This window comes from Vaginisenegalia massiliensis (assembly GCF_900604935.1).
Lineage (GTDB): Bacteria > Bacillota > Bacilli > Lactobacillales > Aerococcaceae > Vaginisenegalia > Vaginisenegalia massiliensis.
On the sequence record NZ_UWPC01000001.1, the window covers coordinates 116,412 to 133,714 of the forward strand.

Consider the following 17,303-nt stretch of genomic DNA (forward strand, 5'->3'; position numbering starts at 1 on the left):
TCGAGGAGCTTACCATTCGAATTCTTCAAGAATGATCTGCTCTTCCTTGATACCTTGGTCCTTTAACCAAGCAACTTGGGTGCGAATCATCGCACTGGGTCCACTTATTAAATAAAGGTGTTGATCATCTATAGGAACTAAAGCCGTTAACTGTTCCGTACTAAAGCGGCCTTTTTGCAAGTGAAGCTGCCAATTTGGATGTCGGCTTTCCCAATCAGCTAAGGCTTCTGGGAACAAGAAGTTTTGTTCTTTTTTAACCGAATATAATAAATCAAGATGGGTTTCTTCCACAATACCGGATAATAGAGAAATGAACGGTGTAATACCAATTCCGCCAGCAATCATCACTATATCTTTAAGACCTTGATTAGTTAGAACCTTATGTAAATGGCCATAACCTTTACTGAATTGAACAGGTTGGTTCACCTTTAATTGGTCCAAACTGTTAGTAAAATCGCCGGCTTGTTTAATGGTCAAACGAATTTCGTTATCTGCCGCTGGATGATTGGTTATCGAAAAAGGATGGTATTCCAATGCATCCACACGACTTTTTGGAAAACGAACAAAGATAAAATCACCTTGTTTAATGTTTTTTAAATAACGCGATTCAGCTTGAATTGCCAACTGATAGATACCTTTGTCGACTAAATGAACTTGACTCAAATTCCCCTTAGGTAACCGGTGGTAAAATTGAAGATAATATATGCCGTAATAAATTAGGCTAATCCCTGTGTAAACTAGTAGTATGATAAAAAATGGCCCATTTTCACTAAAGGCTGGCATAGAAACAATATGGAGGAATAAAAGAACCACCGCTAGCAAATTAAAACGATGAAGCCAAAGGACCCATAATCGTTTAACATATTGGCTAGCCAATTGACGTAACGGTTGTAAAAATGGTAAATAATTGAATAAGCGACCCATAAAGAAAAACAAAGAAATCAAAGCAAGCCCCACTAAAATTGCCCAAGCTGTATCACCAAAGAATTTGGTCACTCCATCAGCTCCCAAGAAAGCTTTATGTAATGTAGCAAAAGCAAGACCTAGCAAGGACAATATACCATGTACCAAATACAAGTTTGGCAAAGCAATCCACTTCTCAATCCATGCCGGTTTACAAGCTAGAACAATTGCCCAAAGCATGGCAAAATAAGCAAACAAACCTATGATAATTAAATAGTTTTCACTAGGGCTATAAAAAAGCAAAGATTCTTGGACAGAAATATAAAGTGGCATAAACGAAACAAGTAATACACCACACCAAACTAAACTAATACGAATCCACCGCGAAAAATTTATCATAATTTACCTTCTTTACTATTTTATATTAGGTTAGCTTAATTATAATTATTCTAAATAAAAAGCTACTTAAGTTTTATTAACAAAAAAGAAGTATCCGTTAAGATACTTCTTTTCAATTAACGATTAAAATAATTGATACCCATGCTAGTTTTTGCTTGAGAAAGAGTGACAGCAGCCGTTTGACGTGCACGACGTCCGCCCTCTTCCAACATTTTCATCACTTGAGCTGGATCTTTAGCAAATTCTAAACGACGTTGGCGGATTGGGCGCAATTCTTCTTGCAAAACATCGTTTAATAGACGTTTTAATTTCACATCGCCTAAGCCACCTGCTTGATATTGAGCCTTTAGAGAGGCCACTAACTCTTTATCTGGGCAGAAAATATCGAGATATGTAAAGACTACATTTCCTTCAACTTGACCAGGATCAGCGACATTAATATGATTTGGATCGGTATACATCTTCATTACTTTCTTTTGAATGATATCTTCGTCATCAGCTAAATAGATTCCGTTATTCAAGGATTTGCTCATTTTACCTCGACCATCAATTCCAACTAAACGTTCCATCCCTTTGGGCGGTAAGACTAACTCAATAGGCTGGAATAAATTCGGATCATAATAACGTCCAAAAGTTGCCACTATTTCATTAGCTTGTTCGATTAATGGTTTTTGATCTTCACCTGCTGGAACATGGGTCCCCCTAAAGGCTAAGATATCCGCCGCTTGACTGATTGAATAAACAAAGAAACCAACGGGTACACTTTCCCCAAAGCCCTTTTGTTGAATTTCGGCTTTTACCGTTGGGTTACGTTGTACCCGAGACACTGTCACTAAATTCTGAAAATACATATTCAATTCAGCAATTTCGGGAATATCAGATTGCAAAAATACAGTGGCTTTACTTGGGTCAACGCCGACCGCGAGGTAATCCATTGCCACTTCGGCTACATGATCTCGAATTTTTTGCGGATTGTCCGCATTATCGGTTAAAGCTTGTTGATCAGCAATCATAATGAAAACTTGGTCAAACTCTCCTGAATTTTGTAATTGTACACGATTTTTTAATGAGCCAACATAATGACCCAAATGTAAACGGCCGGTTGGGCGATCACCCGTAAGCATAACTTTTTCCATATATACTCTCCTCTATCTTTCACATTCAATAAATTACTATTTCCATTGTACCCATTTATTAAACTAATATCTATCGGAATTTAGAGAAAAACCAAGCAAACTAAGAATTTGTTTGCTTGGTTTTTGTTATCGAATTCTCATTTTAATTCATTTAATAATTGACGCATACTCCGCCCAGACACCGGATGTAGCCAATGAGGCGCAATCTCAACCATAGGTTCAAGGACAAAAGCCCGTTCGCTAATGTAAGGATGCGGTAAGATAAGATCATCTGTTGCCCAAACTTCCTGACCATAAAATAGTAAATCTAAATCAATATTCCGAGGCCCCCAATGTTCATGCCGTACTCTTCCCATGCGTTCTTCAATACTTTGTAATTGTGAAAGCAAATAGGGAGCTGTCCACCAAGTATCCACTTCAACTACTTGATTAAGAAAATCTGCCTGATCGGTTTTACCCCAAGCGGGCGTCTCAAGGACAGTAGAAACTTGCGTTATTTTTAACCCAGCAACTTGCATTTGATGAATCGCCTCTTCCAAATTTCTGAGACGTTCACCTTCATTTGAACCTAAAGCAACAAAGGCCCGTTTTCTTTGACGACTAATCTTCACTGCACAAGTGTCGAGAGCTAAAGGAACTGGGGCTTCAGGTTTTTCAATTTCAAGAGTCACTGCCTGAACCAAACTATAATGTTCAAATATTTGGTCGACTAATTTGGTAGCCACTGTTTCAATTAAATCTTCTTTGGAAGCTAACATCCATTCGGTTAATTGTTGACACAAGACACCATAATGAATAGATTCACGTAAATTTCCCTGGTAAGCTGCTTTAGACATATCGTAATCGAGTGTCACATTCAGAATAAAATGTTGGCCTAATTCTTTTTCAGCAGCAAATACTCCATGATAAGCATAAACTTTGAGTTTTTTGATTGCTAATTGATCCACCAAACCACCTCCTAGTAGTGAATGGTTCTATTTTTCTTAGTTGGCGACCATTTACAAGCTGAATAGGCTGGACAATGGAAGCACAAACGAGATTCTTTATCTGCTAAGGCAAAAAAACTAGCAAAGGAGGCTGAATCTGTTTGATCTTTTTGACGATGTTTAGCAATGGCCTGCAAAATAAGGCCTTCTTCTTCTACCGTAAAGTCCAAATCAGACAGTAGTCTTTGCGCAAGTTGATAAGAAGCTTGATCATGAGGAATTCCCGCTTGATATTGGTCAACCCGTCCTAAATCATGCAACAAGGCTGCTACGTATATCACATCTTTATTAATAGCTAACCCCTCTTCTAAACAGTGAATATAGCAAATACGAGCAACGGCTAAAAAGTGCTCTAAATCATGTTTACAGAAGAAACGATCGGCTTCAGCCGCTTCTAATGCTTGGAGTTTTTCCAAAAATAAAGGATGTTGTAGCAATAAATCGGTATTTTTCATTAAAATCCCATCATTCGATATGCTTCATCTTTTAATTGGGTATCCGTTTCAAAAATACCCCGGCAGACGCATGTTACTGTAGAGGTTCCAGGTTTACGGATTCCACGCATATTCATACACATATGTTCCGCTTCAACGACAACCATAGCTCCTTTAGCATTTAAGTAGTCCATTAAAGCATCCACAATTTCAATATTTAAGCGTTCCTGAATTTGTGGTTTTTTAGCATAAACTTCTACTGTTCGAGCTAATTTTGATAAACCAGCTACTCGGCCATTTGGCACATAGGCAATATGAACTTTACCCCAGAAAGGAAGAAAATGATGCTCACACATTGAATGGAAGAAAATATCTTTCTCCACAACCATGTTGTCGTCAACAATTTCAAATGATTTAGCCAAGTGATTTTCAGCTGTTTGACCTAATCCTTGAAAAATTTCTTCATACATTTTAGCAATACGTAGAGGGGTTTCTTGTAATCCTTCACGATTCGGATCTTCGCCTACGGCTTCAATAATCATTTTTACTGCTTCTTCAATTTTCTTACGGTCCATCTTACATTCCTCATTTCAATTATATATGGAGCATAGCAAGAGGCCCCATTAAGTTAAATTCTGTGCAAAATCAATTGAATCCTAATTCTATTCCACTAAAGCCAGCTTATACAACATCTTGTCGAATTGTTTGGATATAATGCCGTACTTGACTGGTGAAATATAATGATCCGGTGATAAGTAATAGTTCATTTGTATGGTCTTGGTGGTAATAGTCTTTAACAAATGTAGCCCAGTCATGGACTAAGTGTACGTGATCATTACTATACTCAGATAGTTCTTCTAATGAGTAGGCATGCTCATGATTAAAACTAGTTAGATAAAAAGCTTGGCTTTTAATTTGTTGCATTTGCGTCAACATAGAAGTTAAATCTTTGGTTTTAATACACGAAAACAAAATACTAACCTTTTTATCTTGGAAATTTTGGGCCATATTTTCAATCAGCCGTTCAATAGCATGAGGATTGTGAGCACCATCCAAAATGACTAGAGGCTGTTCACTAATAATTTCCATCCGAGCAGGCCATTTAGTCTGGCTTAAGGCTTGTTGAATAATTTGATGATCGTAATAAAATCCCTGTAACTGTGCTAGCAATTCAAACATTTGAATGGCCATAGCTGCGTTCTCAGTCTGATGACGACCCAATAATGGTGTATGATAAATTTCTTTACATGATTGTATACTCTCATAAGCAAAGTATTCCTCATAATTCTTTTGTTTATGAGGTAAGTAGGTTAATTTATAGTCCCGATTTAAGCAAAAATGACCAGCTTGTTCTTCTTTTGCTTTCTTTTCAATAACTTGTAATGCAGCATCTGGAATATTACCCGTAACAATTGGTACACCCTCTTTAATGATGCCTGCTTTCTGATAAGCAATCTCTTCAATAGTATTACCTAAAATAGCAACATGATCTAACCCAATAGTAGTAATGCCCGTAAGAATGGGCTGGCAGACATTGGTCGAATCCAAGAGACCCCCTAACCCAACTTCCATAATCACAAAGTCAACTGCTTGGTCATAAAAATATTGATAAGCCAAAACCGTGATTAATTCAAATTCTGTAATCCCTTTGATTGCTTCATTATCGACTTGATTTTGAAATAAAGCCTGATATTCCCCAATATAGCGAGCTAATACTTCTGTCTTAATTGGAACTTGATTGATTTGAAATTGTTCTTCATACGATGTTATATATGGCGAGGAAAAAACGCCTACACGAAACCCTCTAGCCATTAATAAATTGGCCAAATAAGTCACTGTCGACCCTTTACCGTTCGTTCCGCCGATGTGAATAACAGGCACTTTGAGATGAGGATTGCCAATTAGATTTAATAGAGCCTCTACCCTTTCCAAACCTAGACGGGGCTGTGAGCTATGGTATTGATTTAACCAAGCAACACTCTCGTTTTGTTTATGCATCTAATCACCCGTTTCTTCAAAATTACTCATAAAAACATTGTAATACAATATCTAACAAATTGAAATGGCTTTCAATGTTTCAACATTAGAATTTGATTAGAATTAATGACTGTGAAATTTTATTTTTTTGCCATCATTCGACACCCTATACACAAAGTAACGAGGTCCTGCTCTTAGCAGCAACCCCGCTAACTTAGAAATTATGATAATCAAATAAAGCTTGATCCTTATTGCTTTCGGTTCAAATAAGAAACAAGTAGACCTAGACCGGTAACAACAGTAGTAATGATCATTCTCATTCTTTGGCGTTGTTTATTATTCACTTTCAGCCCTCCTTGCTACCTAGATTGTACAACAAACGTCTCTCTTTTCACTAGGTCCAAGGATGGATATTAAAGGGATATTGAAATTATTTTCACTTATTAACCACAATATAATACATGATATTAGGAATTGCCTCGATAATAATGGTTGATATCCCTATATTAGAGTAGCATCTGATCGGTTACGATTTGATTGCCTGTTACGTCTTGGAATTTTTGCATCAATTCAACAACAGTTAGCTGTGCCTTTTGTTCCTGATTTAAATCCAGAACCACTTTACCACGATCTAACATGACTAAACGATTTCCATATTTGATTGCATCAGCCATGTTATGAGTAATCATAAGGGCCGTTAATTGATAATCACGAATTAATTGGTCAGTAATCGTCATAACCATTTGACTCGTGGCAGGATCTAGAGCTGCCGTATGTTCATCTAGCAAGAGTAAATCCGGTTTTTGATAGGTTGCCATTAATAAAGTTAAGGCTTGTCGTTGACCACCAGATAAATACGCCACTTCAGTATTTAGTCGCTCTTCTAGGCCAAGATTCAACTTGGTTAACCGAGATTTCATCTCTTCTTGAAGGTCTTCTGTCACCCCTCTTACTAGTTGTCGTTTTAACCCTCTTTTGCGAGCTAGAGCTAGATTTTCTTGGATGGTTAAGCGTACAGCAGTTCCCAATTTCGGATCTTGAAAGACGTAACCAATCTTACTTGCCCGTTTATGGACTGGCCACCGCGTAACATCTTCTCCCTTTATTAAAATTTGTCCTTGGTCCAAGCTATAGGATCCGGCAATCGAATTTAATAAGGTAGATTTACCTGCACCATTACCACCAATAATTGATACAAAATCACCAGAAGCTAATTCCAAATCAATTCCTTTTAATACATGATTTTCATTAATAGTGTTTTTTTCAAATGTTTTATGAAGATTAATTAATTGTATGCTTTCTTTCATCTTGTATCCCCCCTAGGCTTTTCGTTTATTCAAGTCAGGCAAACAAAGGACAACCAGTAGAATGATGGCTGAAAAGAGGCGTAAATCGCCAGGGCTGATTAAGATAAACGGTTGATTTAGCAAGACGTCAATGATTAGCCGATAAATGAAACTCCCGACAATAATCGATGATAAACGTACTCCAATTGAGGTATGGGGCAAAACTACTTCAGCTACAATAATTGAGGCCAGTCCAATGACAATAGTTCCGATTCCCATTCCAATATCAGCAAAGCCATCTTTTTGAGCCACTAGGGCACCACTTAATGCAATTAAGCCATTTCCCACCATGTAACCTAAAATTTTCATACGGTTCGTGTTAATTCCATTAGCTTGACTCATCTTGTCGTTATCCCCGCTAGCTCGAAATGCCAAGCCTACTTCCGTATGTAAAAATAATACTAAACCTAGAATCACAAAAAATAAAATAAGTCCGGTTATGAGGATAATCACCACATTACGATTTAAGATTGGTAGAGCTGCTTGTCCAAGACTATAGATACTTTGCTTTCCCAAAAGAGTAATATTCGGTTGTCCTTTCATAACATGAATATTTATCGAGTATAGACCAGTCAAGACTAAGATACCGGTTAATAGTGCGGGTATCTTTAATTTAGTATGAATATAACCAGCTATTAACCCCGCAATTAAACCTGAAACGATGGCTAAAATTGTAGCAATAATTGGATGGATTCCTGAACTGATAGCTACAGCAGCTGTCGCAGCGCCAAGTGGAAAGGCTCCTTCAGCACTTAAATCAGCAATATCTAATAATCGAAAAGTTATATAAACACCAATGGCCATCACAGCCCAAACCATGGCTTGCGTTAAACTGGAAATAATAATTGAAATCATCGCTTTTCCCTCTTTCTATTTTAAAATATCCGGATTAATGTCTAAGGCTTTAGCTGTTTTCTGATTGATAACTAACTGAATTTCTTGAGCCGTTTCAACTGGAATAGGGTTATCCTTTTTATTATGAGCTTGAACTCGTATCACCATGCGGGCCGTTTGTTTACCCAGCTCCTTATAATTTAAACCATAGGTCGCTAATCCGCCTGCTTGCACCATATCCTGCGATCCACCAATAACAGGTAAATGATGTTGCTGAGAAATTTGCGCTACCAAAGGCATAGCGCTTGCAATTGTATTATCATTGACTAAAAACAGGCCATCCACTTGCTTAGCTAATGCCTCTAGCGTTTGATTAATATCATTAGTCGAAGTGACTGTTTTTAGTACCACATTATAACCTGATTCAGTTAATAACTTTTGAGCTTTAGTCGCTTCTGCTTTCGAATTTGCTTCGCCGGAATTATAGATTAAGCCTATACTGGACTTAGGCTTTACAACTTTAGCCAATAAATTAATTTGTTGTTTGATAGGAGCCGCGTCGCTTGTTCCAGTTACTATAATCGAGGAGGTCTTTGAATTTGTTGACAATCCAGCTGAATTTGGGTCACTAACAGCAGAAAATAATACGGGAACGTCCTGACTAACATTAGCCAAGGATTGAGCTGCCGGTGTTGCAATCGCAAAAACAAGGTCATTTTGACTAGTCAACTTCTCACTCATAGATTGAAGATTGGATACATCGGCTCCAGCATTCAAATAGGTAATTTTAAGGTTTTTTCCTTGGCGATATCCTAATTTATCGAGCTCTTCAACAAACCCTTGTCGTGTCGCCGATAAGGATGGATGTTCAACATATTGGAGAATACCAATATTTAAAATATGGTCATTTTTTTGTTGCGACATACTATAAATTAAAGTCGTTATTAAAATAACTATGGCAAGACCCAGATGAATTTTCTTCATTATATTCCTCCTTAATATACAAAAAAGCCTAGTTAGACTAATCTAACTAGGCTCAAGGAAATAGTCATATAATGACCAAATCGATTGTTCACAACTCGTGCCCACTTAGATTAATCTCTATGTGGACACTATCAATTTAGCTCCTCATAGATACAAACTTGAAAAGTTCATCGTTTGTACCTATAAGCTAGATACAAACGCTATCTAAAGTAGCTAAAAAAGACATTTTGAGTTGAAAGTAATCGACTTGTCATGCTTACCATCCTTTAACGTGTTTTGTTATTAGTTATACTAGCACGATTATGAGAAAAGAACAAGTGTTTTCTCATAATTTTATTAAAATACGCTAATAAACAAGATCTTGACGACATTCAGCCTCTCGCCAAGATCTTCTTTATTATTTTATGAATGTTTTAAATGATGTTCAATTTGTTGAGCTGTTTCTTCAATAGATTTATTTTCTACATTAATGACAAAAGCACCTAATTCAGCATAAAGATCTTCAGCAAAACTCAATTCCGCTTTAATTCGATCTAAATCATTATAGTTAGTTGATTCGTTTAATCCTAGCATTTTAATTCGTTCACCACGAATATTCATAATATACTTAGGACTTGCTGTCAAACCAATAATCTTGTGAGACGGAATTTGATAGAGTTCTTTTGGTAGATTTAACTCAGGGATTAAAGGTACATTAGCCACTTTAAAAGAACGATTTGCCATATACATACTTAGAGGGGTTTTTGAAGTACGTGATACTCCAAGAACTACAATATCAGCCTTAGATAAGCCAGAAATATTCTTGCCATCGTCATACTTTACCGAAAATTCAATGGCTTCAACCCTTTTAAAATAGTCGGTATCCATTTTATGGATTAAACCACTTTTCATAAGAGGTTCTTGTTGCGTTTGAGTTTGAATCATCGATAGCAGTGGCGACATAAAATCAATATACTTCAGTTGATTTTTCTGAGCAAAACTAGCTGCAAAAATATTCAATTGATAATCAACCAAAGTGGTGACCACCATAGCTTTCATAGTCACGGCATCTTGTAAAATGGCTTCTAACTCATCTACTTGTTTGATATACGGAAACTTGTGAATTTCAACGTTTTCCAAATTAGGAAATTGAGCTAAAGCGGCATGAATGACGCGTTGAGCCGTTTCTCCAATCGAATCTGAAATGACAAAAACTGTTAATGCTAAATCGTTCATGCTTTATTCCATCCCTTCTGCAACTTCAACAAAGAAATTTACCAGTGAAGTTTTTGATACTTTTCCTACTACTTTTTTTGAATTAGGTTTCTCCATAATTGGAAGTGAATCAATTTGATGCCTTGTGATGAGCTTAGCGGCATTCATGACCGTCATCTCTGGATAAGCCGTTACAATATTTGGCATACGCGACATCACGATGGCAACTGCAGTATCTTGAGTATCCGCTCCACCGACAATACTTCTGAGTAAGTCTTTACGCGAAACGATGCCTACTAATTCATTTTCGGGTCCCCCAACTACATAAAGCGATCCCACATCATACATAAATAAATGAGTAATCGCATTTTGAATAGTTGTATCTGCTTTAATAACAGTTGGAGCAACCATAATTTCTTTTACTTTCACATTATGTAAATGCTCTTGTACCAAAGGATTAAAATCCAGTCCTGAATAGATATAACCGACTTTAGGTCGGGCATCTAAGACACCCGACATTGTCAAGACGGCTAAATCAGATCGAATGGTCGATTTTGTTAAGCCTAACTTAGCCGCAATATTATCCCCACTAATGGGCTCATGGGCTTTAACGATATCAATGATTGTATATTGACGTTGACTTAACTCCATATTGACCTCCAACCTATCTTAGTTATTTGTTTGCTTTGATCGCGCTTTGAGCAGAAGCAAGTTGTGCAATTGGTACACGGAATGGTGAACAAGAAACATAACTTAAACCAATATTATTAAAGAATTCAATAGATTGTGGATCGCCACCTAGTTCACCACAAACCCCAATCTTCAAATCAGGTTTAACAGCCCTAGCTTTTTCTACCGCTAATTTAATTAATTGACCTACCCCATCCACATCTAAAGTTTGGAATGGATCTACTGGTAAAATGCCTTCAGTTAAGTATTCATTGATAAATTTGCCTGCATCATCACGAGAGAAACCAAAGGTCATTTGCGTTAAGTCGTTAGTACCAAAGCTGAAGAAATCAGCGACTTGAGCTAATTGGTCAGCAATTAAGCAAGCCCGAGGAATTTCAATCATCGTTCCGATAGTATAAGCGATTTGGCAACCCAATTCAGCTTGAACAGCATCAATACGTTCAACAATTTGCGCTTTAAGGATAGTAAATTCTTCAATAGTTCCTACTAAAGGTATCATAATTTCTGGTTTCGTTTCAATACCTTCTGCTTTTAATTGAGCTGCTGAACGAATAATTCCTTCAACTTGCATTGTGTATAATTCAGGATAAGTAATAGCTAAACGGCAACCACGGTGACCTAGCATTGGGTTAAATTCAGCTAGTTCATGCACACGGCGTTCTAATACAGCTAGGGAAATTCCTAATTGTTTAGCCACTGTTTCATTTTCTTGATCTGTTTTTGGTAAGAATTCGTGTAATGGTGGATCTAATAAACGAATAACCGTTCCATTTTCATGATTTAATTTTAGGATAGCTTTAAAGTCATCTAATTGATAATTTAAGATGGTTTCTAAAGCTTTTGACCGTTCATCTTCGTTACTTGATAAGATAAAGCGACGCATTTCCAATAAACGTTCTGGACCGAAGAACATGTGCTCTGTACGAACTAAACCAATACCACTCGCTTTAAAATTCAAACCAACTTGAATATCCGCTGGTGTTTCAGCATTCATGCGTACATCCATCTTACGATATTCTTTTGCCCAAGCCATAATTTGGTCGAAATCGGCATTATTTTCAGAATAAGATTTATCAATATCACCTAAGTATAAGCGACCAGATGATCCATCTACCGAGATCAAATCGCCTTCATGCAAGACGCCACCTTGATAAGAAACAGTTTTGTTAACTTCGTTGATATCTAAATCGCTACAACCAACGACACAACATGTTCCCATACCACGTGCTACTACAGCAGCATGAGAAGTCATTCCACCATGAGTTGTAACAATAGCTTCCGAAACAACCATACCTGTGATATCCTCAGGTGAAGTTTCTTGACGCATTAAGATAACTTTTTCGCCAGCTTCTACGCGCAATTTCGCTTCTTCAGCAGTGAAATATACTTTACCAGTAGCAGCACCTGGGCTTGCTGGTAAGCCACGATCAGTAATTAATTGAGCTGTTTTTAAAGCCTTAGCATCAAAGGTTGGGTGAAGAAGTTGGTCAATCGATTTTGGCGCAATTTTTAATACGGCTTCTTCTTTAGTGATTAAGCCTTCTTTTACCATGTCCACAGCAACTTTAAAGGCTGCCTTAACAGTCCGCTTTCCGTTACGTGTTTGCAAGAAATATAATTTACCATTTTCAATGGTGAACTCAATATCTTGCATATCTTTATAGTGTTTTTCTAATTGCTCTGCTACTTCTTTAAATTGTTGATATACAGCTGGCATTTGATCTGCTAAAGCTGAAATTGGGCTTGGTGTCCGAATGCCGGCAACAACGTCTTCACCTTGGGCATTCAATAAGTATTCACCAAATAGACGATTTTCACCAGTCGAAGGGTTACGTGAGAAAGCCACACCCGTTCCTGAATTTTGTCCGCTATTACCATAAACCATTTCTTGAATGTTTACAGCTGTACCAATATTTTCTGGAATATCATTTAATTCACGATAAACAATCGCACGTTCGTTCATCCATGAACGGAAAACAGCCTCAACTGCTTCTAACATTTGATCAACAGGTTCGTTAGGGAAGGGTTTGTTTAACTGTTCAACATAAACTTCTTTAAAACGATTAGCGATAACTTTAAGATCGTCAGCTGTTAAGTCCGCGTCATTTTGATAACCTTTATCAGCTTTATAATCCGTTAAATAACCTTCAAAGTGTTTCATTGGAATTGCATAAACAACTGAACCAAACATTTGTAATAAACGACGATAGCAATCATAAGCAAAACGTGGATCTTGTGTAAGTTGTGCTAAGATTTCTACGTTTTCATCGTTTAAGCCTAAGTTTAAAATGGTATCCATCATACCAGGCATTGAGAATTTGGCACCGCTACGTACTGAAACTAATAATAAACTTTCTTTAGATGAGAAAGCTTTGCCAGTTTTAGCTTGTAATTTTTCTAAACTAGCTTTGATTTCTTCTTTAACTTCAGTTGATAAAACTTGACCATTATTTAAATATTCCATACAGGTTGCTGTCGTAATGGTAAAACCATTAGGAACAGGTAAACCCAAGCTCATCATTTCAGCTAGGTTGGCCCCTTTGCCACCTAACTCATCTCTCATTGATGCATTTCCTTCTTCAAAGGCATATACACGTTTCATTTGTCATCCTCCTAATACTTGTATAATCTTACAGGGCACATTATATAATACGCATTAATAAAAATAAAGTACGCACTATATTAAATAGTGCGTACTTTTAATTAATTTATTATCTTTTTTAGTTAAAACCGAGATATAATGCGTCTTATTGATTGCGCTAGCACCCTTTTAGATCATCTTTTTGGTCCATATCAGATCGATATCTGCTTGTTGGTCTTTAAATAAGCTTGCAAAGAAATATTTAAAGAAGGCCCGTCCATCCACCTTTTTTGAGACCAATATATGGCCATCTTCTGTCCAAGTGGTGACACCCTGTCCCCGCTTTTCTCCTTCAATGATCATCTGGATGCTTGCTGGTTCAAACTCTACAACTTGATGAATCATATCCACCGGAACTAAAGGGTCATTAATGATGCACCCCAAAGTCCGTTCTTGTTTCCAGTGAAAATCAACATAGAAACCAGTAATTTGATAAATGAAGGCAGCAATCGGCCCTTGCAATTGGTGAATCATTTCCCGCATGTTCGGTGTTAAAAGAATATCATAGGTCACATCCAAGGTATAAACATATACCCGAGGTAACTTACTTTCGAAAAAAATTGCGGCTGCCACCGGGTCACACCAAAAATTATACTCAGCAACATCAGAACAATTTCCCTTAACAGTATGGACGCCACCCATAATTCGGATTTCTTTAGCCAGTAATAATCCTTCTGGCCGTTCCTCCAATAAACAGGCTAAATTAGTTAATGGCCCAAGTGCCATAATTGTAATCTGCTTTGGAAATCGTTCCAGTTGATCGAGGATATATTGACTGGCCGACTTCTCTGGCGAAGGTAAAAACGAAGCAAAAATTTGCTCCCCTAAACCATCTTGTCCGTGGGTATCTCGAGCGTCAGTATACGGTTGATATAGGCTAGTGCCTGGTCCAATAAAGACAGGAATGTGATTCATTGCCAGTAAACTTAAGACATGCTTAGCATTGGCATACCCTTGTTGGCTATCCACATTTCCACTTGAAATAGTAACACCTAACAAATCGAAATGGTCAGATAAACCAACATACAATAAAGCTAGACTATCATCAATACCAGGATCAATATCTAAAATAAGCTTGGGTTTCATGATGTTTCCCCCTTCTAGCGGTTCAACCAACCACCATCGATTGGAATAACAGAAGCCTGAATATAATCAGCTGCATCAGATGCCAAAAACAAACTTAATTGAGCTACCTCTTCCGCTTGCGCCCAACGCCCAATTGGTGTTTGTTCTTGAACCCAATGAGCCATTTTAGCATCTTCTTGAAAATCTGCCAGATTCATGGGTGTCACGATGGCCCCTGGTGCAATCACATTAGCCCTCAATCCTTGTCTACTATAATCATAAGCCATTTGCTTAGTAAAACCGATAAGAGCATGTTTGCTAGTCGTGTAGGCAATCCCTCCACCACCAGCCGTTAAACCGGCTATAGAACCCATAACAATCAAACGTGAACTTGCATTTTTTAACATCAATGGCAAAGCTAATTTGGTTACGGAAAAAGCGGCGGTAAGATTCGTCGCCAAAATAGACTGCCAATCATTCCACGAAGTTTCTTCGATATTAGCATATTGATCTAATTGGCCTGCCGTCAGACATAAGACATGTAACGAAGTCACCCGCTCCTCAATCTGCTCAAATACTTTTTTTAATTGAGCTAAATCGGTTAAATCCACTTTAAAAAAGCTGGCTGAATCTTGATTAAGGCTAATTCGTTCTTGCCATTCGTTAGGCATCGCTTGCCGATCCAATCCAATTACACGATGTCCCTGCTCAAAAAATAAACGAAACTGAGCCAAACCAATACCCGATGCCGCTCCTGTAATCAAAACCGTCATTTGCTTTGGTAAAGAAGCTGTTCGTTCTAAGATTAAATCCGTCAATTAGGCCACTACTTTCCAATCATTTGCCAAAATATCACACACGGTCGGTGTAAACATAGTATAACCTTCCCCTTTTACCATAATGACAAAATAAGGATTCATGGTCTGACCTTCAAGTTCTTTAGGATCCATTAAACATACGTATTCTTCTAGGCCATGCCAACCTTGGCGAATAACTTTTTTCCCAGCTTTAAGTTCAGGTAAAATTTCTTCAAAACTCATACTATTTCTCCTTTACTGATAAAAATTTAGACGTTGACTGATAGGATAAAAGACAAAAGCCCCTAATAACATAACGGTTCCCTCTGAGAAGAAGAGTGAAGCATACGTTGGCCAAAAAGCTACATCCACTGTCAAATAACTAATCATCAAAGCAATTGTAAAGCAATTGAAGGCAAAGAAAAAGACGAGCGTCCCATATTTTACTAAAATTGGATTAAAAGGTATCGGCCGATAAGCTTGCCATAACTTAATTATCCAATCCCCTACCTTGATAGCCATCCAAAAAGAAACTAAGGTTGTTAAACTACCTACCACCATATCAATTGGGCCATATTGCGCGAAATTAGCAATAAATACAGCTAAAGTAATCGCATACTTATATCTCGGATGATAAAGACCTAAGAAGTTTAACATCTCGGATAGTCGAAGTTGAATTGGGCCAAAAGACCATGGAAGGAGTAATAAGGTAGTTGCTACATATAAAGCGATAACAAGTGCAGAACGTACCAAATCCTGAGGGGTCGAAAATAGAGACGGTTTCCCGCCTTGGTAATGTTGATTATTCATTTTTCATTCTCCTTTATAGGTAAAAACCTACTAATATACTGCGACCAAAGGAGGAGGCTGAGCCTACTGAAGTGCCGCAGGTCTTACAATTATGAGTCATTATAACAGACATTATAATTAACCGCAATCCATGCAAAAGCTAAAGCATCTTATTCTTCTTCAAATAGAAATAGATGGCAATCATCACTATAATACATAGGACATTAAGTATCAAAAAAGCCATGGGATTTTTTTCTAATGGTAAGGCAACATTCATTCCCCAAAGTCCACCCAAAATAGTCGGAATGGTTAAGAGAATGGTCCACGAAGTTAAGACTTTCATGATATTATTCAGATTAAAGTTAATCACATTCGATATCATATCTGACAGCTTTTCTATTAACGATTTGGATTCATAAATCATCACATGTGCTTGATGTTGTTCAACTTGTACATCACGAAGCAGAGATTGATGTTTTATCATGTTCTCTTCTTGGTTCAAACTATTTTTGATACTTTCTAAAATGGATCGATTGCCTTCAATGGCCGTTTCAAAAAAGACTAACCCTTTATTTAATCCAATGAGTTCATAAAAAATATCTTTATCACTTGAATGAATGGCTTGGTGTTCTAAGTAATGAATACGTTGATCAATTTCTGTTAATAAGACGATATATCGTTGAGCAATTAACCAAAATAGGCTCAACAGAAAAGAAAGGGCATCATTTTGGTGGAGAGGATTTTCTATAAATGTAGTCGCAAAATCAGCCAAAATAGGTAAATCTTTCTGGCTGACAGTGATCACTTTATCATCCATCATAATGAAAGAAATAGGAACCACGGTGTAGATATCCATTTTATGACTCTCTTCCTGTTTCAAGGGATGCAGAAAGATATAGAGCTGTTTAAGCTGCCCCATCTGATCGGTAAAACTTTCTGTGCGTGGTACTTCATAGCCATCTAAACCACCTGTAATAAAATCTTCTGGCATGGGATAATCTTGCAATAATTGATTTATCTCTTCTTGAGTGGGATCTGTCACTTTTAACCAAGTTAAGTTAATAACGCCATTTGCTTTGCTAGGGTCTTGGAATTCTATTGTCTCGATCATAGGGCCCTCCTAAT

17 protein-coding genes are annotated in these 17,303 nt (G+C 37.3%); all 17 read right to left on the reverse strand.

Annotated features, from left to right (window positions below):
* Positions 1-9 precede the first annotated feature (9 nt).
* The 17 genes from EIH20_RS00490 to EIH20_RS00570 all read right to left on the reverse strand — a co-directional run bounded on the left by EIH20_RS00490 (position 10) and on the right by EIH20_RS00570 (position 17,289).
* Positions 10-1,302, reverse strand: coding sequence for a ferric reductase-like transmembrane domain-containing protein (locus EIH20_RS00490; RefSeq protein ID WP_124057391.1), 1,293 nt, complete (start codon positions 1,300-1,302; stop codon positions 10-12).
* 116 nt (positions 1,303-1,418) lie between these two features.
* Positions 1,419-2,438: a tryptophan--tRNA ligase gene (gene trpS, locus EIH20_RS00495; RefSeq protein WP_124057392.1), complete on the reverse strand. Its 1,020-nt coding sequence runs from the start codon at positions 2,436-2,438 to the stop codon at positions 1,419-1,421.
* Positions 2,439-2,575: 137 nt separating this feature from the next.
* Positions 2,576-3,385 (reverse strand): 2-amino-4-hydroxy-6-hydroxymethyldihydropteridine diphosphokinase, encoded by an 810-nt coding sequence (folK, locus tag EIH20_RS00500; protein WP_124057393.1) that lies wholly within the window; start codon positions 3,383-3,385, stop codon positions 2,576-2,578.
* Between the two features lie 11 nt (positions 3,386-3,396).
* Positions 3,397-3,879 (reverse strand): HD domain-containing protein, encoded by a 483-nt coding sequence (locus EIH20_RS00505; protein WP_124057394.1) that lies wholly within the window; start codon positions 3,877-3,879, stop codon positions 3,397-3,399.
* Entirely contained in the window at positions 3,879-4,433 is a 555-nt protein-coding gene (gene folE, locus EIH20_RS00510; protein WP_124057395.1) for a GTP cyclohydrolase I FolE, read from the reverse strand. The genes EIH20_RS00505 and folE overlap by 1 nt, the downstream gene beginning before the upstream one ends.
* A 106-nt stretch (positions 4,434-4,539) precedes the next feature.
* Positions 4,540-5,856, reverse strand: a complete 1,317-nt coding sequence (locus EIH20_RS00515; RefSeq protein ID WP_124057396.1) for a bifunctional folylpolyglutamate synthase/dihydrofolate synthase — start codon at positions 5,854-5,856, stop codon at positions 4,540-4,542.
* Between the two features lie 485 nt (positions 5,857-6,341).
* On the reverse strand, positions 6,342-7,142 hold the full coding sequence (locus EIH20_RS00520; RefSeq protein ID WP_124057397.1) for an ABC transporter ATP-binding protein: 801 nt from the start codon (positions 7,140-7,142) through the stop codon (positions 6,342-6,344).
* 12 nt (positions 7,143-7,154) lie between these two features.
* Positions 7,155-8,033: an ABC transporter permease gene (locus EIH20_RS00525; RefSeq protein WP_124057494.1), complete on the reverse strand. Its 879-nt coding sequence runs from the start codon at positions 8,031-8,033 to the stop codon at positions 7,155-7,157.
* 18 nt (positions 8,034-8,051) lie between these two features.
* Positions 8,052-8,999: an ABC transporter substrate-binding protein gene (locus tag EIH20_RS00530; protein WP_124057398.1), complete on the reverse strand. Its 948-nt coding sequence runs from the start codon at positions 8,997-8,999 to the stop codon at positions 8,052-8,054.
* Positions 9,000-9,401: 402 nt separating this feature from the next.
* The gene (locus EIH20_RS08585) at positions 9,402-10,214 is read right to left on the reverse strand and encodes a pyruvate, water dikinase regulatory protein (RefSeq protein WP_124057399.1); all 813 of its coding nucleotides are present in this window, start codon (positions 10,212-10,214) and stop codon (positions 9,402-9,404) included.
* 3 nt (positions 10,215-10,217) lie between these two features.
* Positions 10,218-10,844 (reverse strand): helix-turn-helix transcriptional regulator, encoded by a 627-nt coding sequence (locus EIH20_RS08590; RefSeq protein WP_124057400.1) that lies wholly within the window; start codon positions 10,842-10,844, stop codon positions 10,218-10,220.
* Between the two features lie 22 nt (positions 10,845-10,866).
* Positions 10,867-13,488, reverse strand: coding sequence for a pyruvate, phosphate dikinase (ppdK, locus tag EIH20_RS00545; RefSeq protein WP_124057401.1), 2,622 nt, complete (start codon positions 13,486-13,488; stop codon positions 10,867-10,869).
* Positions 13,489-13,656: 168 nt separating this feature from the next.
* Complete coding sequence (locus tag EIH20_RS00550) at positions 13,657-14,613, reverse strand: nucleoside hydrolase (RefSeq protein ID WP_124057402.1); 957 nt, start codon at positions 14,611-14,613, stop codon at positions 13,657-13,659.
* 14 nt (positions 14,614-14,627) lie between these two features.
* A complete protein-coding gene (locus tag EIH20_RS00555; RefSeq protein WP_241152354.1) occupies positions 14,628-15,410 on the reverse strand; it encodes a 3-oxoacyl-ACP reductase in 783 nt (260 codons plus the stop codon).
* On the reverse strand, positions 15,411-15,632 hold the full coding sequence (locus EIH20_RS00560; RefSeq protein WP_124057403.1) for a DUF2829 domain-containing protein: 222 nt from the start codon (positions 15,630-15,632) through the stop codon (positions 15,411-15,413).
* Positions 15,633-15,644: 12 nt separating this feature from the next.
* Positions 15,645-16,199 (reverse strand): QueT transporter family protein, encoded by a 555-nt coding sequence (locus tag EIH20_RS00565; RefSeq protein WP_124057404.1) that lies wholly within the window; start codon positions 16,197-16,199, stop codon positions 15,645-15,647.
* A gap of 139 nt (positions 16,200-16,338) precedes the next feature.
* Positions 16,339-17,289, reverse strand: a complete 951-nt coding sequence (locus tag EIH20_RS00570) for a magnesium transporter CorA family protein (protein WP_124057405.1) — start codon at positions 17,287-17,289, stop codon at positions 16,339-16,341.
* Positions 17,290-17,303 lie beyond the last annotated feature (14 nt).